Raw genomic sequence first — 22,936 nt, forward strand, 5'->3', positions numbered from 1 at the left:
TTCGCGCCGTATGGCCCCGGACGATGCATGCCGCGAACTGCCAGTCAACGATCCAGTCCGGGAGAGCCCGGTGGCGGCAGCTCGTTCCCGCGGAAACAGAACCGCTCGACGTTCGAAAGCAATGCCTCGAGCGTGATCGGCTTGGGCATCACTTCGGCGCCGACCGGGGCGCGCGAAGGATCCGAGGTCGACACGAGCACCGGCACCGAAGCCAGCGCCGGGTCAGTCTTCATGATGGCATAGACCGCATTCCCGTCGAGAATCGGCAAGACCAGGTCGAGGATCACAAGGCACGGCTTGACCGGTGCCTCACGCATGTAGATGAGTGCGTCGCGACCATTGCTGACCGTTCGCACGTTGAATCCCTCGTCGACGAAGACGTCGCGCAGGGTCTGCACCAGGTCGTACTCGTCGTCCACCACGAGGACGGTGCACAGCCCCTCGTGGGCGTGAAGCGAGTGGGTGAGCATCAGGCGGCCACATCGACAGTCGCATGCCGAGGCAACTCGACCCGGATCACCGTGCCGCCCGCCTCGCTCGAATGCACCGCAATCTCGCCCCCGTGCGCGAGGACCAGTTGGCGCGTGAGATAGAGCCCGAGGCCGAGGCCCTGGGTGTGCTCCCCCTTGCGCCCATCGTGCACCGGTTCGAAGAGCGCTGGCAGGATTCCCGGCGGTACCGCGCCGGCGTTGCGCACCGAGAGCGCCAGCATCTCCGCATCGGAGCCGTCGATATCCACCCGCACCTGGGTCGCGTCCTCACCGTACTGTACTGCGTTGGTGAGCAGGTTCGAGAGCACCTGCAACATCCGCCCGGCGTCCATCTCTCCGACCACATTGCCCCGCGGCGCCACCACGATCTTGTGACCGGGGTGGTCGGCCTCGACACCGGCGGCGACCACGTGGCAGAGCTGATGCAGGTCGGCCGGTGCGCGCACCAGCCGGAGGCCCGCGCCGACACGTATCCTGGTGAAGTCGAGCAGTTGCTCGATCATCCGTGCCATCCGCAACGAACTCGAGGTGATCCGCTTGGCAGCGGCAAGCAGCTTCGGGTCGGTGCTGAGGCGGGAGATGTAACTCGCCGTGGTCACGATGGCATTCAGCGGATTTCGCAGGTCGTGCCCGAGCATTCTCGTGAACATCTCGTTATAGCGTACCGTTTCTTCGGCAACCGCGCCCGCTTCCGTGGCTGCCAGCAGCGCCTGGCGCAGCTCATCTTCCAGCGACGTATGCCGTGCGACTTCGAGCGACAGCACCGCAGCGCGCTGCTGCAGCAGGGTCAGTTCCCGCAGTTGGCCGTCTGTGTTTGACTGTCCATCACTCTGCTCCGATGGCACGGTATGGTCATGCGCCTGGCAGACGGCCGCCACCCCGGCCATGCGGTCGTCCGCGTCGAAGTGCGTGATGTTGTAGGCGCAGAGCAGCGATAGCGACTCGCGCCCGCAGAGCACGCCCCAGAGCGATTCGAGCTCGAGCGCTGCAGCCGGGTTCCCCTCACCCCACAGCAGATCGACCATCTCATCGAAGACCCGGATTCGCACACCTGGCCGCGAGCGCTGCAACGCAGCAATGCGCGATCCGACCGTCGCCATGAATTTCGCAGCATCGGGGCTGCCTTCGACCTTGAAGCCCGCGATGGTATCCCGCGCATCGAACTCGGTGTAGAGGCCTGCCGCCTGTGCCCGCTCAAGATCGAAGGCCCTGCCGGTAAGGTGCCGCCAGAAAGCACCGCGATGGGCGGCCGTCGCAATGACGACCACCATCTCACCGGTGGCGAGCCCCGTCCCGAGGAACTGCGACACCGCGTCCTCGAGCGACTCCTCACTTTCGAAGAACTGCACCATGTGGCAGGAGTCGCTCGACGGCACGGGGTGATCGATCACAAGAACGCTCACCTACCACGCCCGAGGGTGAGCCAGGTGTTCGCCATCTCGACGCAGAGCCGAGTACCGCCACTGCGGTCCCGGATCGATCCGCCACCGACGGTTGAAGAAGAAATGCAGCAGCAGGAGCAATACGAAGCTCACGGCAAAGAAGACGTCGACCAGCTGAAGCAACAGCGCCGGGGCGCCGGTGAGTCCGGCGCCATACGCGGGTGGTGCCAGCAGCAACGACATGATGAGCGCATTGCGGATCGGATAGTTCATAGCAGCCTCAGCACGTTCTGATCGTTGAGACGGCGAAAGATCCCGATGCGCGAGAGGCGACGGCTCGCCGGCTCCACTTCGGGATGGCAGGTGAAGCCGTCGCCAGCTTCCGTGAACGCTGCTTCGGGTGCATCGGTTGTGAATCGCATGAAGTCGCCCATCCCTTCGTTCGGCTTCAGCGGGGGCAGTTCATCGTATCTCGGAGTCATGGGGGTCTCCTGTACGGATCGGTTCAGTGAAAACAAAAAAGGCGCGACCACGATTCCCCCGGAGGAGAGTGATCACGCCTTCGTCTCGGAACGCCAGAAATCGTTCGCGACAAGGCTACTGCCGATTGGACCTGCAAGGACAAGCTTACACCGCGACCCGACGGCGTCAAGTGCCGACTGGCAGCCTCGCGCTAGACGTGCTGCAGCAACAACTCCAGCTGCTGGCGCAGGTCGCCCAGCTGTTTCGACTTGAACGATCCCTTGGTTTCCTCGAGCACCGCGACAGTCTCGCGGACCGCTGCCTGGAGCTGGGCCCCCCGCGGGCAATTCATCAGCTGGCAGGGGTTAGCACCGGCCTGCCGGCCGGTCAGCGCCTGGCCAAGCAGGCCGAGGTCACTCAGTGAACCCATCACGTTACGGAGGGTCAGCGCGAGGAAGGCATCCACTGACGGCGTCCCCCGAGCCGGGGTGAGCGACGTGGTTGTGATCTGGCCGAGTTCGTGGCGCCACTGCTCCATCCGCTGCTCGGTTTCGCGCATGGTGCGGTAGGTGTGGAAGCGGCCGATTGCTGTGGCGGCCTTCTCGAAGAGCGTGGGGAGGTCGACCGGCTTGAGGAGATAGGCGCTCACGGGCAGATCGATCGACGCCACGGCGGAGTCGATGGTTGGCAGCCCGGTCAGGATGATCACCGGCAGACCACCAGCCTCGGAAGCGACGTCCCGCACCAGCTTCAACCCTTCGTTGCCCGGCATCTCAAGATCGCTGATGAGCAGATCGTAGCTCCCCAGTCGAACCGACGCCATCGCGGCGGCCGCGTCGGGCGCCGTGTCCACCGTGTACCCCTCGCAGCGGAGAAGATCTGCGGTGGCCTCGCGAAAAGTCGCGTCATCATCGGCGATCAGGATCGAGCCTTCGTGTGGCATCCCTGGTTACTCCACGGGTGCGAGAGCGGGCAACAGCATCTGGATAGATCCAGCGAGACCGTCGGGTGGGGCCACGTGCAGCTCACCACCGAGAGCCCGCACCAATTGTAGAGAGAGTGTCAAGGCGAGGCCGGGCGGCGCCGAGCGGGGCAATTTCTCGGCGCTGGGCCCGGAGGCGCTCCACGACACGGAGAGGGCAATCATGCCGCCATCCGCTCGTCCCGCGATCCGTACTTCGTCCGAGGTCGAGCACTCTTCAATGGCATGTTGCAGCACGTGCCGGATCGCAGACTGCCCCACCTCGGACACCGCCGGATGGGGCTCCGAGAGTCCAGGACCATGGGGAGAGATCGTCACGCCTCGCCCCTCGGCGAGGGCCTTCAGCACCGTTACGGCAGAGCCGATCGCCCATCCCAGCGGCATCGCCCCGGCGTGGGCCTCGTTGAAGTCGTAGCATTGCTGAAGCCGGTGGGTAAAGCCGCTCGCCTTCGCAATTTCACGTTCAATTGCCCCAACGTAGCGATGGTGCGGGTGATCGGATGGGATCAGGCGTTGCAGTAGCGCGAAGGAGGTGTGGATCCCCCCGAGCGAGTTGTTGAGCTCATGGGCGACCCAGCCGGTGAGCTGACTCATCCGCCGGAGAGTGGCCCGCGCCTCGCCCAGTTTTTGTTCCGATGTGTCATCCTGCGCCATCGACTCGTCCTTTTGATCTGGGCACCGGAAAGGTATCTCCGAATACCCCCTTGCGCGATTCGAATCGGCATCGCATAGTAGGTGAGCTTCAAAAAATGACGGGAAGGATCGCTTCCTGTCCGTTCGATCGCTCGGGACCTGGGTCCCGGAAGATGCGGGCGCGACCACTGGACTTCACCGTCCGCTGGCGTGCCCGTTTTTGCGTTGTACACACAATACCCTTCCCCCCTCGGGGCTCGACATGGAACAGGCACTCGATTTGGCTCGGCTCGATGTACTCCCGCTCCCCACCGGCGCTCGCGAGGGCCGCTCGGCAATGCGGCAGCCAGAGGCGGCCCCGCCGACCGCCGCTCGCCGCCGCTCCCCCAACCTCCGTCTGCTCGACGACGGTGACGACGGGGTACAGCGCAAGGCAGGGGCATGGGCCGCGATGGTCGAACTCGGTCGCTGGGCCGCGCACACCTTCCGGGTCGCGATGTGGACGGCGCCGACCGCCGGCGATTGCCTCCATGCCGATCCGGCCACCCTGCGCGGGCTCATTCGCAAGAGCCGCGTCGCGCTGCTGACGACCAGGGACCGCGGTGGCAAGCTGCATACCCGCCCAATGGCTCCCACGCGGCGGCTCTTCGATGGCGAGATCTGGTTTGCCACCCCCGATGCGGACCCGCTCCTCGACCATGTTCGCGCCCGTGCCCCGGTCCAGGTGACCTATCTCGATCGTGAGACGAACCGTTCGCTGGTGCTCAACGGTGTGGCGCGCGTCTGCCAACGGGCGACCCACGGCGCCGGCTTCTCCGCAATGATGCCGCGTCGCCAGACCGCTGCACCGATCACCTTCATCCGGGTCGATGTTCTGAGCGCCGACGTATGGGAGTGACCCTGACCCCCTGGGCCAACCCCGAGGCCGACTCGCGTGCCCTGCTGGGCCACCTGGCAGGCATCGTGCGCACGATCCCGGCGGCACTCATCACCACGGTCGACTCGACCGGCGTCATTCATACGCGACTGCTGCCGAATACCAACACCGACTGCGAACGGGAGCTGTACTTCCTCGCACCGGGTGACATGCCGATCGTGCGCGAGATCCGCCGGCAGCCAGACGTGCTGGTGACCTTCAGCGCGCCCGGCTCCGATCGCTTCATCGTGGTCAACGGGACGGCCCGCGTCGAACACGATACGGAACTCGCGGAGCGACTCTGGCATCCCGCCATCGCCTCCTGGTTCCCCACCGGTGAAGGCGAGGCCGCGCTCGCCGTCCTGAAAGTCGCCGTCGCTGGCGTAGAAGTGTGGGATTGAGATGACATCCCTCCGCATCGCATTCCCGGTGCTTCCGCGTCGCCATCATCGCCGGCGTCCCCACCTCCGTCTGCCGAGCCCGCGCTGGATTGCCCTCGCCGCCTTGGGAGCGATGCTGGGCGCCATTGGCGGCACTTCGCTGTTCGAGATGATCGCGATGATGCTGCTCCGTGTGCTCTTCATTGCCTTTTCGACCGCGTTCCTCATCATCTTCTTTGTCGTCGGCATGGCCTGGGCGCGGAAGGCTTCCAGCGCCTAGGTGTGCGGCATCATGAAAGTCGCGCCGAGCATCGCGAGCACGTCGCTGAACGCGTGCGCTGAAATCACCTCCAACGCTGATCGCCGCCGCAAGTAGACCAGACAGAAGACCAGCCCCGAGATTCCGGTCGATATCACGGCCGCCGTTCCCTGATACATGTGTCCCAGCCCGAACATCGCAGAGCTCAGCACCGCACCCAGAATCAGCCCGCGTCGGCCGAGCCACTGCTCGAAGCGCGTGAGTATGAAAATGCGCTCCAGCTCTTCCACCACGCCGCCCCCGAAGATGCCGATCGGCAGCCATGCGAAGAGATTGCGCGGGTCGGCGAAATACACGTTGATGGATGGGCCGGTGGTCGGCGCCGACGGAATGATCGCGCGCATCGCCGAGTCGAGGGCCACGTTGAGCGCGAGAAACATCACGACGCCGATGCCGATGCCCCGCGCAACCTGCCCCGCCCAGCCGTCCCATCGCACACCCAGGTCACGAGCACCCTGCCCCTGCAATCGCATCAAACCGATCAGCAGGACGGAGACCACGAGCTTCGCCGCGACGATCGAGCGAACGACTTCGGCGAAAGTGTCGGGGACAATTGCAGCGGCTTGCTGATTGGCGATCTGGTAGATCCAGCCTGCCAGGATCACCGTGAGCGAGATTCCGAGCGCGGTGCGTTTCGACAGCGCCACAAGCCACTCCGTACGTTACCAGCTCCACCGCAAGAATATTCTACGTCACTTGTTGCGTTGACGCGGTGTGCCGGTGGTACGTGCGTGCGCACGGGAAGTTACAGGCTACTCCGCATGCTCCCCGAGTCCCTGGCTGATGCGAAAGACGTGGCCATCGGGATGGCGCACGTGCATCTCGCGCACGTCCCAGGGCATGTCGGTTGGCGGCCAGGTCACGTCGAGCCCCTGCTCGAGGCAGCGCGCGTGCACGGCGTCGGCGCTGTCGACCCAGACCGACATCCAGACGCCCTTGTCGCCGCTCTCATCGCCTGTGGGGCCGAAGGTCGCCGAATGTGGCCCGCGACCGCGACCGCCCTGGCCATCCTGACAGAGAAAGATCTCGCACTTGCCGGAACAGACACCGCCGAACGTTGCCGGCTCGCCCCATTCCCACCCTTTGCTCCAGCCGAGCTTCTCGAACCAGGCAAAGCTCTCCTGGATGTTCGATACGTTGAGGATCGGTGTCAGGGCGTGGGCGAGCATCTCGGCAACCTCCGGAGCAGAATTGACAGACCCTCCGGCAAAGTGACCTCCGGTTCGCCCGCGAGGCAAGCGCGTGGCTACTCGCCACGGAGCGTCTTGCTCGGATCGAATCGGGCCGTGCGGCGCGCCGGCAGGAAACTCGCGATCCAGGTCGTGCAGGCCAGCGTCGCGGCAGCGGCCCCGAAGGTGAAGGCATCGGCCGCGCTGACGCCGAAGAGCAGCGACTGAATCCAGCGAGTCGCCACCTCAGCGAGTGCCACGCCGCCGGCGAGGCCCACCCCCAACGGAATCATGGCCTCGCGCTGCAGCAGTCGCCGTACCTGTGATGGGGTCGCGCCCACGGCGAGCCGGATTCCCATCTCACGCACCCGGCGGGAGATCACGAACGAGGAGACACTCCAGATGCCGACCGCGCTCAACACCAGGGCGAGCGACGCGAAGACGCCGAGGATGGTGAGGATGAACTGGCGGTCGGCAGTTCCGCGACCGAGTCGCTCGGGCAGGGTACTGATGCGAAGTGGCACATTCGGGTCGACCGCAGCGAGTGCCTGGCGGATCGCTTGTGGCGCCACCATACCCTTGCTCCCGCGGATCACGAGATTCCCGCCCATCACGCCGAGAAACGTTGGCCGCTGCCGATAGTTGACGTAGTACATCACTTGCGCACCTTCAGCGACATTCCACGGCCTGGCGTCGGCCACAACCCCGACCACGGTGAGCCAGGCGTCCCCGAAGCCATCCATTCCGGGAATGCTGAACCGTTTGCCGATGGCGTCAGCGTTTCCCCAGAACTGTTTTGCCATTGCGCTGTTGATCACCGCCGCGTGTTCGGTATTCTCGCGATCACGATCATCGAACAGGCGTCCGCGCAACAGCGGAATCCTGAGCGCCTTGAAATACCCTTCGTCGGCAATGCGATACTGTGCGATCAGATCCTTGGTATCGCGCCCTTCGAGATGCACCGGGCCAGCAACGCTGCTCGCACCAGGAAGGGGGAGAATGATGTTGACCCCGGCCTCCTGCACCCCCGGCACCGCGCGGAGTGTTGCGAGCGCGCGTTCGAAGTATCCTGCCAGCGAGGCGTTGTCGTGATACTTGTCCGCCGGCAACGTCGCCTCCACAGTCGCGACATCCGTCGCGTCAAAGCCGGTTTCGACCGAGGCAATGCGCCAGAGACTCCGCCCCAGCAACCCGGCCACGATCAGGAGCGTGAACGCCAGCGCCACCTCTGCCGCAAGGAGCGCTCGCCAGACGGCGCGTTGTCCTGGCTGCGCTGTGCTGCCGCGCACGCGAAGCCCCGCCGCTCCCCATTGCGTGGTGAGCAAGGCGCTGCTCACGCCGAACAACCCGACCCCCGCCATCGCGAGCAGTGCCGACACGAGCAGCAGGCCGGGCCACCCTGGCGCCACCTGCTGCAACCGCGGCATCACCGTTGGGTCAACCTTTGCGAAGAGGGTGAAGAGCCCCTTTGCCACGATCGACGCGGCGATCGCCGCCATCCCCGCGAGCACCGCGCTTTCGGCGATCAGCTGACCGATGAGCCTTCCCCGCCCCGCACCGAGCGCCGTGCGCAAACGCATTTCAGGCTGTCGGGCAATGCCGCGCGCCAGCAGGACTCCCGCCACATTGGTGAACGCGATCAGCAGCAGCAAGGCGGCACTGCCGAGCAGCAGCAGGAGCGGCTGGCGGACCGGCCCGAGAATCTCGTCGGCCAGCGGCTGCACCGTCACGCCGAGGGCGTCGATCCTCGGATCCTCGGCGCGGATCGACGCCTGCACGGCATTGAGTGAGGCCGACGCAGTCGCGAGCGGCACGCCGGGCCTGAGGCGTGCGATCACTGCGACGGTGTGATTGCGCACATTCCAGGGCACGCCGCGCTCAAGCGGGAGGTAGAGCTGGGCCGACCCGAGCAGATCAAACTCCGGCGGCATCACGCCGACGACCTGATACTGCTCACTGCGATTGAGGAGATCGGCCACGGTGATGCGTGCCTGATCCAGCGAGGCCGGGCTCCCGAGCGTCTCACGCCAGAAGCCGTGGCTCACGACCACCACCGGGAGGGCGCCCTCGCGGTTCTCGTCCGCGCCATATGCCCGCCCCTTGAAGAGCTGGACGCCCGCGACGCGGAAGAAGTCGGCGGTCACGAACAGCGCCGGTACACGCGTCGGTTCACTGATTCCGGTCACGGCGATGTTGCGGTGCACCGCCGCCGCCATTGCGGAGATTCCGGTGGCGCGCTCACGCCAGTCGGTAAAGGTGAGGACAGAGGTCTCGATCGACGGCGCATTTGCCGTTCGCTCACTCAGTCGCACCAGTTGCTCGGGCTCGGGATACGACAGCGGCTTGAGCAGCACTCCGTTCACGACCAGGGCCATTGCGCTGGCCAACCCGATGCCGAGTCCGAGCGTGAGCACAACCGGGAGGGTGAACCCGGGGCGCGCCAGCAAGGTGCGGAACGCGGAACGCAGGGTGTAGCGAAGGGTGCCCATCGAATCGCTCGGCGGAGTGGGGGTGAGAGATGGTGCGCGGGGGCGCAATTGGAAGCGTTCGGCGGTTCCCTGGACCATCAGGTCGGCAATCGCACTGATCCAGAGTCGCACGCGAGCAACGCGGTTCGGCGCCATCGCCATTTGCATCACGAACAGCTCCCCCATCTCGGCGCCGAACCGGAGTCGGAAGGGGCGCGGCAGGAGGTGGAGCAGTGCGCGGTAGAGCGCCGGCGTGGGCTCAGGCATTGCGGAGCAACCCCTTGCTGCGGGCCAGTGCCAGGGCGCCCTGCAGTCGCCGCGCCTCCGCTTGCGCGACGCGCTTGCCAAGCGGCGTGATGCGGAACTCCCGTCGCCGGCGTGGATCGTCGTGCACTGGCCTCTCGGCGATCAGCTCCTGCTCGAGCATGTCGCGAATGCGCCGGTAGAGATTCGCGGGCATGACCAGTTGGCCAGTCGGCGACTGCTCGGCGAGCTGCTTGACGATCAGGTAGGCGTGGGCTGGCCCGTCGAGGAGCAGTAGCAGGATCTCGAACGACAGCGGGTGCAGCGGGAGGAGTTCCTGCGGGTCGAGTGGCATCGGCGGCCCCGGCAGCATAGTGTCACGGTGACAGTGTCAGCCGAATGCTGTTGGACTCGGAGGCCTGGGGCAAGGGCGGCAGGCGGAATTCGTGCGAGGAGGGTGGAAAATGTGCGGCAGCCCCCGCGGTCTCGAGTGCGCGGTCAGCGAGACTCCCGCAGGCAGTTTTTTCGGGTCCACGCGGTTGCGCTGTTCACCGTGTCGACCTCGAGGCCCCGTCCAGACGGCATTCCCCGCTTGATCCTCGGATTTGGTTGCGAGAGCATCCCCTGAAGCACGACGTAGAATGATTTGATCGTAGTAGTGTCGCTGGGAGGGGAGTGGTACCAGAGCGAGTCGAGATTTCCGTCGGTCCTCCACCGGTCGGTCGAGCCGCACGCGACAAAAGTGGCGCCCCTGCGAGCCCGCACGCTGAGCCGCCCCCGATAGGTATGCGTGTGATCCGATGGCGGCACCAGATCCCACACCGCGCTTGCTGCAGCCATAATCTTCGTGGCGAGGCTGTCTTCGGGTCGCTTGTATGCGTCGGGATTGTTGTAGCTGTAGGACCTGTAGTGGCTGCCACTGCGCACTTCGACCACCATCCCCCAGCCGTCGAGGATCCCTCGCCCATCACTTGGCAAGCTCGATTGATCGGGAAGCATCCAGATGGAGAGTTTCGTCAGGGTGTCCCACAGCGCTTCCCAGCCTGGACGTCGGATGAGTCGCACTTCGCACCCCTCGAGACGTCCTGTCCGAGTGAATGGCTTGCACTGACCTGACCGCTGGTAGCGATAGGTCGCGTCGATGGAGGTCCAGACAGACTTCGGGTCCAGCGGCCAGTGCCACGCAGCAGTTCCTTCTACCTGATCGCCATCGCGGAAGAGTCGTACCAGATCGCCGCCAGCAATGATTCCCCATCCGTGCCAGATCCTGATTTCCGCGCTGCCTTCGGGGAGCTTGAGGCGTCGCAGCGGCGTGAGCCCCAATGCAGCCGCCTTGGGGTCATCAGGGGGGAAATACCGATGCGGCACGGTATCCGCTTCAGCGAACGCAGCAAACGCAGGCGGCACCGCCGTCACCGGTGGAGCCGCCTGCGCAGAGATCACCATCGGAATGACGTGGAGCAGTATCACATGATATGCGCGCACCATCGACTCCCGGGGGAAGGGCGAGTGCTGGAACCGTCTTCGCCTCACGGCGACAGTCGAATGCTACTCGCCCTCCCGCCGCTCCGTCACCCCACCGCCGCCCGCGGCAACGCCTTCCCCGTCTCCAGCAACGTCTTCATGTTCGACAACACCAGCGGCCAGCCACCCGAGATCCCCTCAAGCATCTTCGGATCCTTGGCGAGATCCTCGTGCGCCACGGTGAGCTTGATCAGCCCCGCCTCGACCGGCTCGATATCAAACCGCACCCGCGAATGCTTCGCCGTCTCGGCCTCCTCAGCGGGCCGTGCCCAGGTGATCAGGAGATGCTTCGGCGGGTCGCTCTCCACGACTCGACCCACCATATCCACGATGTTGCTGCCATCGGCCCGCACATGCTCCCAGCGCGAGCCGACCTTCCAGTCGGAGACATTCACGCGTGTCGGCCCCTTGGAGCCACCCCAGTACTCCCGAGCGATTGCCGGGTCGGTCACGGCTTGCCACACCTTCTCGGCCGTTGTTGCGATGTACGTCACGTAGACGTAGTCAGGCTTGTTCATCGTTCTCTCCTTCCAGTGAGTTCTTGATCTTGCGCAACGCGCCGAGGCGGTTGAGCTCGAATTTCTCGATCCAGCGCTTGTGGATTTCAAACAGCGGCACGGCGTTGAGGTAGTGCAGCTTCTCCCGGCCCTGCCAGACGATCGCGACCAGGTCGGCATCCTCGAGCAGCTGCAGGTGCTGGGTCACGGCCTGGCGCGTCATATCCATATGCTCGCAGAGCGCCGACAGTGTCTGGCCATTCTCCAGATGCAGCTGATCGAGCAGACGCCGGCGGGTGGGATCCGCCAGCGCCTTGAAGACCTTGTCGATGTTCACTTTCCCTTTGGACAATCTCAGTGCACTCCAGCGTGTTCGAGGCGCCAGCCCGGCATCAGTTCCAGTTGTCGATCTTGGTGTCGTAGGGCTCGGGACTGCCGGTGCCCGACTCCACCAGCGACTTGAGACTCATCAGGAAGATCGCCCACTTGGTGCTGCAATGGTGCATGAACTCGACCGGGGCTGGCCACCCCTGATGCTTGAAGAGGACCACGGCGTAGTCGCCTTCCTGTTTGAGGTCGAAGCCAATCGTGGTGCCGACCCACTCTGGCGGCCCATCAACGACGTGCCACGAGACCCGCTGCTCCGGTGCCAGCTCTGTCACCCTCATCCGGAAACCGTGCTCCCCCGCCGCGCCGAAACGGAACTCCAGCTCACCACCGACCCGGCTCTCACCAGTGGTCTTCTTCGTCCACCACCCTGCCACACCTTCGCGGGTGGCGAGGGCCTGATATACGTCCTTCAGGGGCGCCTTGACGCCCACGCGATGCAGAATGTCCACCATATGCCACTTCTCCTGAGGGGGCCGCCAGGGGCGACCAGAGTTGAGAAAGAATGGTGCGCTCAGGTCTCGAGAACCTGAGAAATAATATGCAAGTATTTTCTTGCCTGTCAACCCGCAACTCCTGCCTCCCCCAACGCCCCGTTACTCCCCGATCAGGAGGTTGTGACAAGGCTGTGGAGGGCGGCATCTAACGTTGCGCGATCATCTGGATGCGTCCCACCCATTCGCGCGGCGAGGATGATCGTCGCTCGGTACCCCGCAGAGGAGCAACGCAACATGAAGCGCATTGTCACATTCGGCCTGCTGTTCGCGTGTGCGACGGCGTGCAGCGAGAGCCCCACCACCGCAATGGATGGGGCCCGCGCGCTGAGCGCGAGCAAGGCCGTCAACGAATCGGCGAACCCGCTCGACATCGCCGTGATCGGCGACACCCCATATGGGACTGCCGCCATCGCGCTCTTTCCCGCGATGGTCGACGCGATCAACAGCGACCCGAAGGTTCGGGAAGTGGTGCACGTGGGCGATTTCAAGTCGGGCAGTGAACTCTGCACCGATGCCCGCTTCCAGACCTCGGCAGATCTCTTCTCGACCTTCAAGGATCCGATGGTGTACGCCGTCGGCGACAACGAGTGGACCGACTGTCACCGCTCTAACAACGGCGGCTTCAATCCGCTCGATCGCCTTGCGAAGGTGCGCGAGCTCTTCTACCCGGTCCCTGGCCGCGTTCTCGGCAGCCGCAACATGACCGTCGAGGCACAAGCGAACTACCCCGAGAATCAGCTCTGGGTCGAGTCGCGAGTGACCTTCGCCGTGTCGCACATCATCGGTTCGAACAACGGACTCGACAAGTGGTTCGGTGATCGCAAGGTCAACAACATTTCCGCGCCGGAAACGGCGGCCGAGGGTGCGAACCGCGTCGCCGAAGTGACGGCCCGTCAGGCGGCCAATCTTGCCTGGCTGGACCACGCCTTCGCTGTGGCCAAGACACAGGGCTCCGTCGGCATCGTCCTCTTCTTCCAGGCCGATCTCTGGCACCCGGGCGATCGTGCTGGCGGTGCGGCATTCACGGCCCATGAGGCGTGGGTCGCTCGCCTCTCGCAGTTGGCGAGCACCTTCAACGGCAAGATCCTCCTCATCGGCGGCGACAGCCACGACTATCGCGTCGACCCGGCCGTGCCGTGGATGAGCACCTACTATGGCGTCCCCTCGCCATCGAACGTGACCCAGATCATCGTCGACCGCAGCATCGAATCGCCGGCGACCGATGCTGCCCCCCAGCCCGCCTCGGTGATCGAGTGGCTGCGGTTGCACGTCGACCCACGGTCACCCGAAGTCTTCAGCTGGCAGCAGGTCATCGTTCAGTAGTCGGGAAACTCCGCGGCGGAAACAGGAACGGGGCCCCCAGCGGGGCCCCGTTCTTTCATCGTGCATACCAACAGCGAACTCGCCCTCACTCGTCCTTGAGCAACTCGTCGACCATCTCGGCACCGGCGCGCGTCAGCGTCACGAGGTCACCACCGAGCCCTTCCGCTTGCACGTGAATCAGTCCAGCATCGAGCAGGCGCTTCAGCGTCTCGGGCGAGAGACCCGGCACCCGGGCGCTCTTGAAGTCGTACTCGCCGGCCTTCTTGACGGCGAAGAATTCCGCGGTCCCGCGATTGAGCCGGTGACGACCGAGCGACTTCAGGGCATCGACATCTTCGGGTGACAAGTTCATGCAGAGCTCCAAGAGGATGACAGATGACAGATGACGGATGACGGATGACGGATGACGCGGAAATCTACCGCCAACCCCTGAACTCTCCAGTCCCCGCTCTCTCGTCGCTAGTCCCTAGTCTCACGCCACCGCCACCGCCTCCATCGAAAAGAGCAGCCCCTTCGGCAGTGCCACCACAGGCACCGACCGCGCGGGGGGCGCCACCGGGAAGAACTCGAGAAACAACTCGTTGAGGGTACCGAACGCGGCCGCATCGGCGACATAGCAGGTGACCTTCACGACTCGGTCGAGGCCGCTCCCAGCGTCGTCCAGCAGCATGCCGAGGTTGAGGATCGCCTGGCGCGCTTGCGCGCGAAATGTCGGACCTGCCACCAGTCCCGTTGCAGGATCGATCCCCGGCTGCCCGGCGGTAAAGATCAGCTCGCCAACCCGCACTGCTTGGGAGTAGGGACCGAGCGACGGAAGCCGGCTGTTTGCAATGACCTGGTGCGTATTTGCCACGATCGCCCTCGAGAGTATGATAGGAACCACTTGCCGCCGCGCAGGTTGCGGATATGCGTGCGCCGAGGGCGACCGACGACATTCTTCCAGTGGAACTGACTATGCGCAGCAGAATGCGGGCATTGTGCGTGGCGATCGCCCTGACATCGATCGGGTCACGAGTGCAGGCGCAGAGCGCCGATCAGCAGACGGTCATCGCGGTCGCCGATTCCGTGCTCGTCGCCCTCTCAAGCGCCGACAGCGCGACGCTGAGTCGACTCACCCTCGACTCGGCGGTGGTAGGTGGCGCGGGGGTGCGCGGCACCTCACTCCGAACCTGGGCGCTGTACATCAATCGCAAGACCGCCGACTTCACCGAGCGAGGTTTCGGCGCAACCGCGATGGTGCAGGATCGCCTGGCCCAGGTCTGGATGCCGTACGATCTCTACGTGGGAGCGACTTGGTCGCATTGTGGCATCGACGCCTTCACGCTCACCAAAACGCCAACCGGATGGCGCGTCGCGTCGCTGATCTACACGCTCGAGCAGCCGCCGGCGTGCAGCAAGCATCCCGCCGGGCCCCCAAGAGGGAAGTGAGGGTGCAACCGCTAACCGTGGAGACCAGCTCCCTCGACTTCGCCTGCTTCGCAGGCTTCGCTCAGGATGACATCTCGCTAGTCTCTAGTCTCTAGTCTCTAGTCTCTAGTCTCTCAGGGCTCGATCCAGCGTCGCCGCGATCGCGACCCCCACCGCGTAGCAGACGAGATCGCTCCAGAGGAAGCCGCTCCCCAGCGCGAGTGCGCCGATGCGGGTGTCACGAATCGCGTCGAGCCACGGGGCGTGATAGAGCTGACTGCACTCCACCGCCACCGCGATCGTGATGGCCCCCGCTGCGAGTCGCGCTGTGGGCGCCGCGCGCCATAGTAACGCGAGCAGCCAGAAGACCATCATCGCCCAGAGCGTGTCGCCAGCGTACATCGCGAAGAACGCGGGAAAGAATCCGGGGTACGCGCGCGAGGCGAGGCCGGCACCGATGGTGCCGACTAACAGGGCAGCATAGAGCGGAATCGAGCGCGCGCGAATGGCGGCTCCCGGGAGGGGCGTGGGTGTGCCGCTACCCTCCGGCACCGCGGAAAACGTAACCGGGATAGCGCTCACTCGCCGTTGCGGCTTCCCTGAGATCGAGCTCCACGGTCGCGAACGGCATCTCCGCCGACGTTGTCGCCAGCACTTCCCCCGACGGTGCCACGATCCATCCCATTCCGCCGCAGACACCGCTCGGTTCGACCCGATTCGATGAGACCGAGAACGCCCCCGAGCGCACCGCTGCCACGGTCCCGGCCGCGAGCCATTTCGCGCGCGTCGCGGCGCCCGTGGCGCGAGGCGAAAGAATCAGCTCCACGCCCTGGTCGGCGTACCCGGCATACGTCTCGAGCGCCCACAGTTCGGTGCAGATGTTCAGCCCGAAGGAAAGCGGCCCCGCACGGAACGCTGGAAAGACCGGGTCGCCACGATCAAACCACCTCCCCTCCCAACCGCCCGGTTCGTTCGGCATGAAATACTTCCGCCGCAACGGCCGCACGCCACCCACGGCCGACCAGTGGAAGCCTTCGTTGTAGCGTGCCTCGCCGACACTCCGTGGCCGCGTCCCTACCACATCCTGCGCGTGCAGCTCCCCCAGGAGTTCCATCCAGCGCTCGCTCAGCACCTCGGCCCGAGCCCAGCGCGCCGCGTCGAATGCTTCGTGCTCCCACACCGGCTCGACCATCCCGAATTCAGGGAGGAGCACCAGCTCCGACTGCTCGCGCCAGGTATGGGCACATAGCTCCGCCCAGGCATCCTCAAGCGCCGCCGCATCGTGCGGCAGCTCGCATACGGTGACACGCATCGTCGACTACCAGATCCGCACCCGCGCATCCGGCGCGAGATAGAGCCGGTCGCTGGGCACCACGCCGAAGGCGTCGTACCACGCATCGAGATTGCGCACTGTCGCGACGCGATAGTTCTCGGGCGCGTGATCGGTCGCCGACTGGGCCCGCAGACCGGCATCGCTGAAGCGCACCCGGTACCCCTGCGCAAAGGCGAGGAAGAATTCACGATCGTGCCGACGGACATACTCCTTGTCGCGAAGCCGCGGACCGAGCGCCCGGCGATAGGCATCGAACGCCGCTGTAAGCCCGACGATATCCGCCGTGTTCTCCGAGAGGCCGACCGCCCCGTCGACGTGGACGCCGGGGAATGGCTCATAGGCCGAGAACTGTTTCACGAGTGGGGCTCCCATGGAATCGAATCGTGCCCGCTCTTCAGCGCTCCACCAGCCGTGCATCGCGCCATCGACTTCGTAGTCGGCGCCGAGCCGGTCGACAAAGTGGACGATGTCGTGCCCGATGATCGCGCCGATGGAGCCGTAGACTGCAGCGTCCGAAGCACTCGGGTCGAACTTCGGGGGCTGCAACAGCGCCGCCGAGAAGTCGTAGGCGTTCTGCTGAAAGTTGAGCAGCGCACCCGGGTTCTGGGGGGGAATCAGCCACTCCGACCGGCGTGCCGGTTGCCCGAGCCGTGCGAGATTCTGGCGTAGGTTCCGGTCGGCCACCCGCCGGACATTGCCCAGCGCATCGGCGGCGTCGATGCGAAGATCGGTCAGCGGAGGCCAGCGGTCAGGATAGCCGATTCCCACGTAGAGGCCCCGCACCTTGGCAAGCGCCTTGGCCTTCGACGCGGGGGACATCCAGGTGGACGCCTCGATTCGCCGGAGGAACGCCGCGCGCACCGCATTCACCACGCCAACCACGCGCGCCTTCTGTTCCGGCGGGAAGTACTTCTGGGCGTAGAGCTGCCCGATGGCATCACTCATCGCAACCTGGGTGACCTCGAGTGCACGCGCGGCACGCGGAGTCGCCGCAGCACCACCCGCTGCCGAGCGCATCGCTCTGGCCGCCTCGGCAACATCGCGCGGCAACACTTCGGCGTGTTCATCGAGCAAGTGGAAGCGGAGATAGTCCTGCCACACCGTCAGCGGCTCGGAGCCCACCAGTGCGGCGATCCCGCGCAGGGCACCCGGCTGCCATGCGCCGATGGTTGCTTCGTGACCGAGCCCCGCCGCCGCGAGGAACGCCGGCCAGTCCATTCCCGGCGCCTGGCTCGCAAAGTCGGCGTGCGTCCAGACGGAGTCGGCATTGTGATCATTCGCCGAGGCGTCTGGGGTGGCCTCCCGTTCAGCGAGTGCCATCTCGAGGGCCAGCACCGCTGCCGCGCGCTTCTGGGTGTAATCGAAGCCGGCGAGCGTGAGCAGCTTCGCGATGTAGGCCTGATATTCGCCGCGCAGCGATTTCATCGCCGGTTCGCTGCCGAGGTACTGCTCGCGGCGCGGGAGGCCGAGGCCGCCCTGCACCAGGAAGGCGACGAAGGTCTTCTCGCCGTGAATGCTGGTCTCGACCGAGAGGCCAATGAGATGCGCCGACTGATACACGCCCCAGTTCAGCGGATCGACGTCACCCGCGACCCACTTGCCGAGCAGCGCGGAGAGCGCGGACTTGTCCTGCAATCGCGCAATGCTGTCGAGTGCGGGCCGCAGAGGGGTGATCCCCTTCGCCTCGATCGCGGCCTCATTGAGCCAGGCGGCGCGGAAATCGGCGACTTGCTTGCCAGGGGAGCCAGCGGGCGCGGTGCGCGCGTCGTCGATGAGCTGCGCCACGCGCAGGCGAGTGAGTGCGCTCACGTCGTCGCGGGAGCCCCAGCGTGCCTTCCCCGCCGGCAGGGTGGTCGCCTTGAGCCAGCTGCCGTTGGCATAGGCGAAGAAATCGTCGCCGGGCTTGAGGCTGGTGTCGACGCCTCGCTCGAGTGCGGACGAGTTGGCACTTTGGGCATGAGCCCGGGTCGGCACGATCACGACCAGCGCGGCGAGAACAATCGCGGCACGCTGCGCTCTGGCAGGGAGATGGGTAAGCATAGCGCGAACGATACTGGCCGGTGGCACTCCCCGCGCCGCTCCAGCCGACAACTTTGGATCACTTTCGGACAACCCACATCACGCGGTTTCCGGCTTTGTATCACGGCTGTAGATTCGTGGCCGGAGGTAATGTCCTGAAATGATCGCACCCGCCCAGCCCATTGATATCCTCTTCGTGATCCTGCCGCACTCGCTGCTGCTCGATATCGCCGGACCGGCCGAGGCGTTCCGGCTCGCCAATCAGCATCGCGAGCGACTGGGATTGCCGCCCCGCTTCCGGCTCCGCTTCGCTGGTCCGGTGGCCACTCCACCGACCTCGGTGGGACTCGCACTCGCTGCGCTGCTCCCGCTCCCTGACCAACTCGACACTCCGACCTGGGTGGTTGTCGTCGGCCAGCCCAGCGAGCACCTGCACGATGTCACGCCCGCAATGAAAGCCACCGCCAAGTGGTTGCAGCAGCGGTTGCGTCACGCCTTGCTCGGAGCCGACCTTTCGCACCGCCTCGTCACCATCTGCTCCGGCACCCTGCTCGCCGCGCGCGCCGGCCTCCTCGGCACCCGTCGCTGCACCACGCACCACGAATTGCTGGGAACCCTGCGCACACTCGCACCCGCGGCGCAGGTGATCGACAATCGCGTCTTTGTGATTGACGGCCCGGTGGCGTCGAGCGCCGGCATCACTGCCGGCATCGATATCGCGCTGCACCTGATCGCCGAGGAGTGCGGCGAGGCGCTATCGGCAAGCGTGGCGGAGGATATGGTGGTGTATCTGAGGCGATCACCGAGCGACCCGGAACAGTCACCCTTTCATATGCACCGACGACACCTGCACACGACAGTGCATCGCGTCCAGGACGCGATCATCCGCAATCCTCAGCGCGACTGGGACATCGATTCACTGGCCACGGTCGGCAACACCACCGCGCGCCACCTGCTGCGGCTCTTCACCGAGCACGCCGGCATCTCGGCGCTGCACTACCTCCGGCTCATCCGGCTCGAGCGCGCCCGGCAGTCACTCGAGTTTGGCGCCAGCGTCAGTCGCGCGGCGGAGGTCGCCGGTTTCCGGTCGGGGCTCCAGCTGCGGCGCGCCTGGACGAGTCAGTGGGGCGGGTCACCGCGTGATGTCGCGCAACCTCGCTCGGCGACAGCCTGAGAAAGCGTGCGGCGTTGTTGTAGAGGATATCGCGCTTCTGGGCCGCCGAGAGAAATGGCGCCGCCTCGATCGACTGCACGCCGGCATCGATCAACCCGGGCCACACCATCTGATCTGAGCCGAACATGATCCGATCGGCGTAACCCGCCTCGACCAGTTCCCGCAGGAAGCGGTAGAACGCAGGCCGCGCCTCGACGTTGACCGCCATGCTCACCTCGACATACACCTGCGGATGGGTGAAGAGCAGCGCCTGCAGATCTTCCCGCAGTGGATATCCCGCGTGCATCACATAGAGCCGCAGCTTCGGGTGGCGCACCAGCACTTCCTCGAGCGTCAGCGCACTCTGCAACCGGGCACGGAACGCAGGCGATCCGGTGTAGGGCTCCGCTGGCCCGCCCCCTCCCACATGAATTCCAACCGGAATATCAAGCTCCTCGGCGAGCGCCCAGTATGGCTCCAGTCGAGGGTCGTCCGGGGCCATTCCGGCATACTGGTTCATCACCTCGGCGAGCACGGTGAACGCCCCGGCCCGATAGAGCGCCCGCACGCTGTCGGCCGGCAGCAAGCGGATTGGCGCACCATCGGCGGTCGCCGCACGCGCAGCACCGGTGGCGGCATCAAAGCGCAGATCGAGGCCGGCGATGAAGCGCCCGGGCGCTGCTTGCCGCCACGCGGCGACCAGTTCAGGCGCCCCCCCGAGCATGCCAACCACGTTGTAGCGTCGCATGCTCGCGAGCGTCTGCTGCAAGAGGGCGGAATCCGTCGCGGGCGAAATCAGGGGTCGCGCACATGGAGGCGGCGCGGAGCGATCTTCGCCGAACGGCGTCGCCGGATCCCAGCGCGGCATTCTCACCACCGGCGCACAGATCGGAATACCGGTGGCGCCGTAGTGAGCCGCCTCGCGCGCGTGCATGTGCATATCGATCACTGGGAGGTGCTGCTGAGCGTGCATGGTATGCGCGCTACTGAGCGCCAGGACAACCTGGACTCCTCGCGACATGTGCGGCCTCATGCCGACCCACCGGCGGCGCCAAGGGCAATCGCCAACGGATGCTTCGCCTGATAGAGCCCCACTCGCCCACCGCCGGGCAGTGTGAGATACGTCACTGTCCCCCAGCGCGCTTCCGTCACCGGCTCGTGCGCCACACCACGATCACTGAGCCGCTGCAACTCGGCAGTCAGGTCATCAGTCAGGAGGTAGAGCTCGCGCGACGTGTCATCCTCACCCGGATGAAGCGCGAGTTCGGAAGGGGGCATCCGGAAGATCAGCCAGCCATGGCCGGCATCCACGTGAGGAAAGCCGAGCACGTCGCGAAAGAAGGCCCGATCGGCCTCGGGGTCGCGCGATGTGATGATGAGATGGGCCCCGATCAGCATCGGATCCTCCTCCGAAACGGTGTTCACGCTCGAAACGACAGCGGGCCCGAGAGACTGGCCCACCCTCGCGACCTGTGACTATCATACTCCGTCCTGCCCTGCCCCTCCCACCCGATCGGAATCACCCTATGCGCCCAACTGCCGTTCGCCTTGCCAGTGCCGTCGCTGGCGCCCTGCTGCTCGCCGCACCGCTCACGGCGCAGCAAAAGGTCGTCGCCACCACGGTGCCGCTGACCTTCCCGACCACCGACGCCGTACTCAAGCGGATCTGGTCGGTCGGGATGGACTCCTCCCGCCTCGAGCGGCTCGCCTCGTCACTCTTCGATTCGGTCGGACCGCGGCTCACCGGCTCGCCCGGAATCACGGCCGCGAGCGACTGGGCCATCGCCCAGTACAAGTCGTGGGGCATCGATGCCAAGCGCGACAACTACGGCACCTGGCGCGGCTGGCGTCGCGGCACCTCGCACATCGATCTCGTCGGGCCACGCACGCGCTCGCTCGAGGGCACGATGCTCGCCTGGAGCCCGGGCACAGGCGTGAAGCCGGTAACGGCCGAAGTCATCACCCTGCCTAAGTTCGCCGACAGCACCGAGTTCGTGAAGTGGCTTCCCCAGGCGCGCGGCAAGATCGTGATGCTCTCGCCGGCATGGCCGACCTGCCGCCCGTCGGAAGACTGGTATCGCTTCGCCACGGCGGCATCGAAGGCGAAGATGGACACGATGATCACCGCGCTGCAGGCCGACTGGGCACCGAGCGCTGACAGCGCCAAGCTCTATCGCGGCACTGGCAAGTCGATGGGCCTCGGCACCGGCACCCTCGGCATGCGCCTCGAACAGGCCGGCATCGTCGGCATGGTCACCTCGCGCAACAAGCTCAGCGGCTTCGGCATCGCGACGGGCGGCCCTGGTGGACCTGGCGGCGGACGCGGCCCCGGTGGTGGTGCGCCCGCAGCGGCTGACGGTTCGATGCGTGGCGGTGGACCGGCCTCGACGATTGCGCCTGGCCCGACCTTCCAGGGCGCCGGCGGCTGGGGCTCGATCGAAATTTTCGAGACCTACAACAAGATCGCCCCGGCCGTGACGCTCTCGTGCGAAGACTACGCCCTGCTCTATCGCCTCGCCGAGAACAAGATGAAGCCGCGGCTCCGTCTCGACCTCAATGCGCAGCTGCTCGGTGAAGTCCCGGCGTTCAACACCATCGCGACCATCAAGGGTTCCGAGAAGCCGGATGAGTACGTCGTGCTTTCGGCACACTTCGACTCGTGGGATGGTTCGTCCGGTGCGACCGACAACGGCACCGGCACGCTGATGGCGATGGAAGCGATGCGGATCCTGAAGAAGGTCTATCCGAATCCGAAGCGCACCATCATCGTCGGTCACTGGGCCAGCGAAGAACAGGGACTCAACGGCTCGCGCGCCTTCGCGACCGATCACCCCGAAGTGATGAAGGGGCTGCAGGCGCTGTTCAACCAGGACAACGGCACCGGGCGAGTGCAGTCACTCTCCGCGGCGGGGCTCACCAACATCGGCCCGCACCTGAAGGACTGGTACTCCAAGCTGCCGAGCTTCTTCACCGACAGCATGAGCGCGAACGTGGTCTCGTGGTCATTCCGTGATGCGCCGACCGGCAACCCGGGTGGCACCGACGGCGCCGTCTTCGCGTGCTACGGCACGCCGTCGATCGGGATGGGTGCGGTGGGCTGGAACTACGGCAACTACACCTGGCACACCAACCGCGACACCTACGACAAGATCGTGTTCGATGATTTGAAGCACAACGCGACGCTGGCTGCGATGATGGCCTACCTCGCCTCCGAAGATCCGACCTTCATCGACCGGACCAAGTCTCCGGGCACCTGGCCCGCGAACTGGCCGGCCAACTGCGGCGATGCGCCGCGGAAGACCAAGCCGCGCTTCTAGTCCCGGGCGCAGGGCAACGAAACGGGGGAGTGGC

The 22,936-nt window shown here is 65.5% G+C and carries 28 protein-coding genes; 7 read left to right on the forward strand and 21 right to left on the reverse strand.

From position 1 onward, the window contains the following. Positions 1 to 44: 44 nt before the first annotated feature. From V4558_12580 to V4558_12605, 6 genes are all read right to left on the reverse strand, one after another. Complete coding sequence (locus tag V4558_12580) at positions 45 to 470, reverse strand: response regulator (protein ID MES2306342.1); 426 nt, start codon at positions 468 to 470, stop codon at positions 45 to 47. After that, entirely contained in the window at positions 470 to 1,894 is a 1,425-nt protein-coding gene (locus tag V4558_12585; GenBank protein MES2306343.1) for an ATP-binding protein, read from the reverse strand. The genes V4558_12580 and V4558_12585 overlap by 1 nt, the downstream gene beginning before the upstream one ends. Further along, positions 1,895 to 2,146: a hypothetical protein gene (locus tag V4558_12590; protein ID MES2306344.1), complete on the reverse strand. Its 252-nt coding sequence runs from the start codon at positions 2,144 to 2,146 to the stop codon at positions 1,895 to 1,897. Next, the gene (locus V4558_12595; protein ID MES2306345.1) at positions 2,143 to 2,355 is read right to left on the reverse strand and encodes a hypothetical protein; all 213 of its coding nucleotides are present in this window, start codon (positions 2,353 to 2,355) and stop codon (positions 2,143 to 2,145) included. The genes V4558_12590 and V4558_12595 overlap by 4 nt, the downstream gene beginning before the upstream one ends. A gap of 191 nt (positions 2,356 to 2,546) precedes the next feature. Beyond that, entirely contained in the window at positions 2,547 to 3,278 is a 732-nt protein-coding gene (locus tag V4558_12600) for a response regulator (protein MES2306346.1), read from the reverse strand. A gap of 6 nt (positions 3,279 to 3,284) precedes the next feature. After that, a complete protein-coding gene (locus V4558_12605; protein ID MES2306347.1) occupies positions 3,285 to 3,971 on the reverse strand; it encodes a hypothetical protein in 687 nt (228 codons plus the stop codon). 241 nt (positions 3,972 to 4,212) lie between these two features. On the opposite strand from V4558_12605, the gene V4558_12610 reads away from it, so the two are divergent. From V4558_12610 to V4558_12620, 3 genes are read left to right on the forward strand one after another with little or no spacing between them, the layout of a single operon-like run. Then, entirely contained in the window at positions 4,213 to 4,848 is a 636-nt protein-coding gene (locus V4558_12610) for a pyridoxamine 5'-phosphate oxidase family protein (protein ID MES2306348.1), read from the forward strand. Beyond that, positions 4,845 to 5,267 carry a pyridoxamine 5'-phosphate oxidase family protein gene (locus tag V4558_12615; GenBank protein MES2306349.1) on the forward strand — a complete coding sequence of 141 codons (423 nt, stop codon included), beginning with the start codon at positions 4,845 to 4,847 and terminating at the stop codon, positions 5,265 to 5,267. The genes V4558_12610 and V4558_12615 overlap by 4 nt, the downstream gene beginning before the upstream one ends. Position 5,268: 1 nt before the next feature. Further along, positions 5,269 to 5,526, forward strand: coding sequence for a hypothetical protein (locus tag V4558_12620; GenBank protein MES2306350.1), 258 nt, complete (start codon positions 5,269 to 5,271; stop codon positions 5,524 to 5,526). On the opposite strand, the gene V4558_12625 is transcribed toward V4558_12620, so the two are convergent. From V4558_12625 to V4558_12660, 8 genes are all read right to left on the reverse strand, one after another. Next, a complete protein-coding gene (locus tag V4558_12625) occupies positions 5,523 to 6,212 on the reverse strand; it encodes a CPBP family intramembrane glutamic endopeptidase (GenBank protein ID MES2306351.1) in 690 nt (229 codons plus the stop codon). The two genes, V4558_12620 and V4558_12625, sit on opposite strands and share 4 nt — an antisense overlap. Positions 6,213 to 6,317: 105 nt before the next feature. Then, entirely contained in the window at positions 6,318 to 6,734 is a 417-nt protein-coding gene (locus tag V4558_12630) for a bleomycin resistance family protein (protein MES2306352.1), read from the reverse strand. A gap of 77 nt (positions 6,735 to 6,811) precedes the next feature. Beyond that, positions 6,812 to 9,469 carry an ADOP family duplicated permease gene (locus tag V4558_12635; GenBank protein MES2306353.1) on the reverse strand — a complete coding sequence of 886 codons (2,658 nt, stop codon included), beginning with the start codon at positions 9,467 to 9,469 and terminating at the stop codon, positions 6,812 to 6,814. Then, complete coding sequence (locus V4558_12640; protein MES2306354.1) at positions 9,462 to 9,800, reverse strand: helix-turn-helix transcriptional regulator; 339 nt, start codon at positions 9,798 to 9,800, stop codon at positions 9,462 to 9,464. The genes V4558_12635 and V4558_12640 overlap by 8 nt, the downstream gene beginning before the upstream one ends. Positions 9,801 to 9,943: 143 nt before the next feature. Beyond that, entirely contained in the window at positions 9,944 to 10,930 is a 987-nt protein-coding gene (locus tag V4558_12645; GenBank protein MES2306355.1) for a hypothetical protein, read from the reverse strand. An 86-nt stretch (positions 10,931 to 11,016) separates the two neighbouring features. Beyond that, positions 11,017 to 11,487, reverse strand: a complete 471-nt coding sequence (locus V4558_12650) for an SRPBCC family protein (protein ID MES2306356.1) — start codon at positions 11,485 to 11,487, stop codon at positions 11,017 to 11,019. Continuing rightward, on the reverse strand, positions 11,474 to 11,797 hold the full coding sequence (locus V4558_12655; protein MES2306357.1) for a helix-turn-helix domain-containing protein: 324 nt from the start codon (positions 11,795 to 11,797) through the stop codon (positions 11,474 to 11,476). The genes V4558_12650 and V4558_12655 overlap by 14 nt, the downstream gene beginning before the upstream one ends. Positions 11,798 to 11,858: 61 nt before the next feature. Next, positions 11,859 to 12,308 (reverse strand): SRPBCC domain-containing protein, encoded by a 450-nt coding sequence (locus V4558_12660; protein ID MES2306358.1) that lies wholly within the window; start codon positions 12,306 to 12,308, stop codon positions 11,859 to 11,861. A gap of 276 nt (positions 12,309 to 12,584) precedes the next feature. Between V4558_12660 and V4558_12665 the strand changes: the two genes are divergently transcribed. Continuing rightward, positions 12,585 to 13,673, forward strand: a complete 1,089-nt coding sequence (locus tag V4558_12665; GenBank protein MES2306359.1) for a metallophosphoesterase — start codon at positions 12,585 to 12,587, stop codon at positions 13,671 to 13,673. A gap of 85 nt (positions 13,674 to 13,758) precedes the next feature. On the opposite strand, the gene V4558_12670 is transcribed toward V4558_12665, so the two are convergent. Both V4558_12670 and V4558_12675 read right to left on the reverse strand, forming a co-directional pair. Continuing rightward, positions 13,759 to 14,025, reverse strand: coding sequence for a hypothetical protein (locus V4558_12670; protein MES2306360.1), 267 nt, complete (start codon positions 14,023 to 14,025; stop codon positions 13,759 to 13,761). Positions 14,026 to 14,145: 120 nt separating this feature from the next. Further along, positions 14,146 to 14,526, reverse strand: coding sequence for a Rid family hydrolase (locus V4558_12675; GenBank protein ID MES2306361.1), 381 nt, complete (start codon positions 14,524 to 14,526; stop codon positions 14,146 to 14,148). 113 nt (positions 14,527 to 14,639) lie between these two features. Between V4558_12675 and V4558_12680 the strand changes: the two genes are divergently transcribed. Beyond that, positions 14,640 to 15,101, forward strand: coding sequence for a hypothetical protein (locus tag V4558_12680; GenBank protein MES2306362.1), 462 nt, complete (start codon positions 14,640 to 14,642; stop codon positions 15,099 to 15,101). Positions 15,102 to 15,206: 105 nt separating this feature from the next. Here V4558_12680 and V4558_12685 read toward each other — a convergent pair whose 3' ends face one another. Genes V4558_12685 through V4558_12695 form a run of 3 tightly spaced genes read right to left on the reverse strand, consistent with a single transcriptional unit; the run spans position 15,207 to position 18,453 of the window. Further along, positions 15,207 to 15,632 carry a DUF2809 domain-containing protein gene (locus V4558_12685; protein MES2306363.1) on the reverse strand — a complete coding sequence of 142 codons (426 nt, stop codon included), beginning with the start codon at positions 15,630 to 15,632 and terminating at the stop codon, positions 15,207 to 15,209. Beyond that, positions 15,619 to 16,392: a carbon-nitrogen hydrolase family protein gene (locus V4558_12690; protein ID MES2306364.1), complete on the reverse strand. Its 774-nt coding sequence runs from the start codon at positions 16,390 to 16,392 to the stop codon at positions 15,619 to 15,621. The genes V4558_12685 and V4558_12690 overlap by 14 nt, the downstream gene beginning before the upstream one ends. Before the next feature lie 6 nt (positions 16,393 to 16,398). After that, positions 16,399 to 18,453: a M13 family metallopeptidase gene (locus V4558_12695; protein ID MES2306365.1), complete on the reverse strand. Its 2,055-nt coding sequence runs from the start codon at positions 18,451 to 18,453 to the stop codon at positions 16,399 to 16,401. A 139-nt stretch (positions 18,454 to 18,592) separates the two neighbouring features. Here V4558_12695 and V4558_12700 point away from each other — a divergent pair, with 139 nt between their 5' ends. Further along, on the forward strand, positions 18,593 to 19,606 hold the full coding sequence (locus V4558_12700; protein MES2306366.1) for a helix-turn-helix domain-containing protein: 1,014 nt from the start codon (positions 18,593 to 18,595) through the stop codon (positions 19,604 to 19,606). On the opposite strand, the gene V4558_12705 is transcribed toward V4558_12700, so the two are convergent. Both V4558_12705 and V4558_12710 read right to left on the reverse strand, forming a co-directional pair. After that, positions 19,488 to 20,606, reverse strand: coding sequence for an amidohydrolase family protein (locus V4558_12705; protein ID MES2306367.1), 1,119 nt, complete (start codon positions 20,604 to 20,606; stop codon positions 19,488 to 19,490). The genes V4558_12700 and V4558_12705 overlap by 119 nt on opposite strands. Before the next feature lie 8 nt (positions 20,607 to 20,614). Then, positions 20,615 to 20,983 carry an extradiol dioxygenase gene (locus V4558_12710; protein MES2306368.1) on the reverse strand — a complete coding sequence of 123 codons (369 nt, stop codon included), beginning with the start codon at positions 20,981 to 20,983 and terminating at the stop codon, positions 20,615 to 20,617. 128 nt (positions 20,984 to 21,111) lie between these two features. On the opposite strand from V4558_12710, the gene V4558_12715 reads away from it, so the two are divergent. Continuing rightward, complete coding sequence (locus tag V4558_12715) at positions 21,112 to 22,902, forward strand: M20/M25/M40 family metallo-hydrolase (GenBank protein MES2306369.1); 1,791 nt, start codon at positions 21,112 to 21,114, stop codon at positions 22,900 to 22,902. Positions 22,903 to 22,936: the final 34 nt, after the last annotated feature.

Source organism: Gemmatimonadota bacterium (assembly GCA_040388535.1).
GTDB lineage: Bacteria > Gemmatimonadota > Gemmatimonadetes > Gemmatimonadales > GWC2-71-9 > Palsa-1233.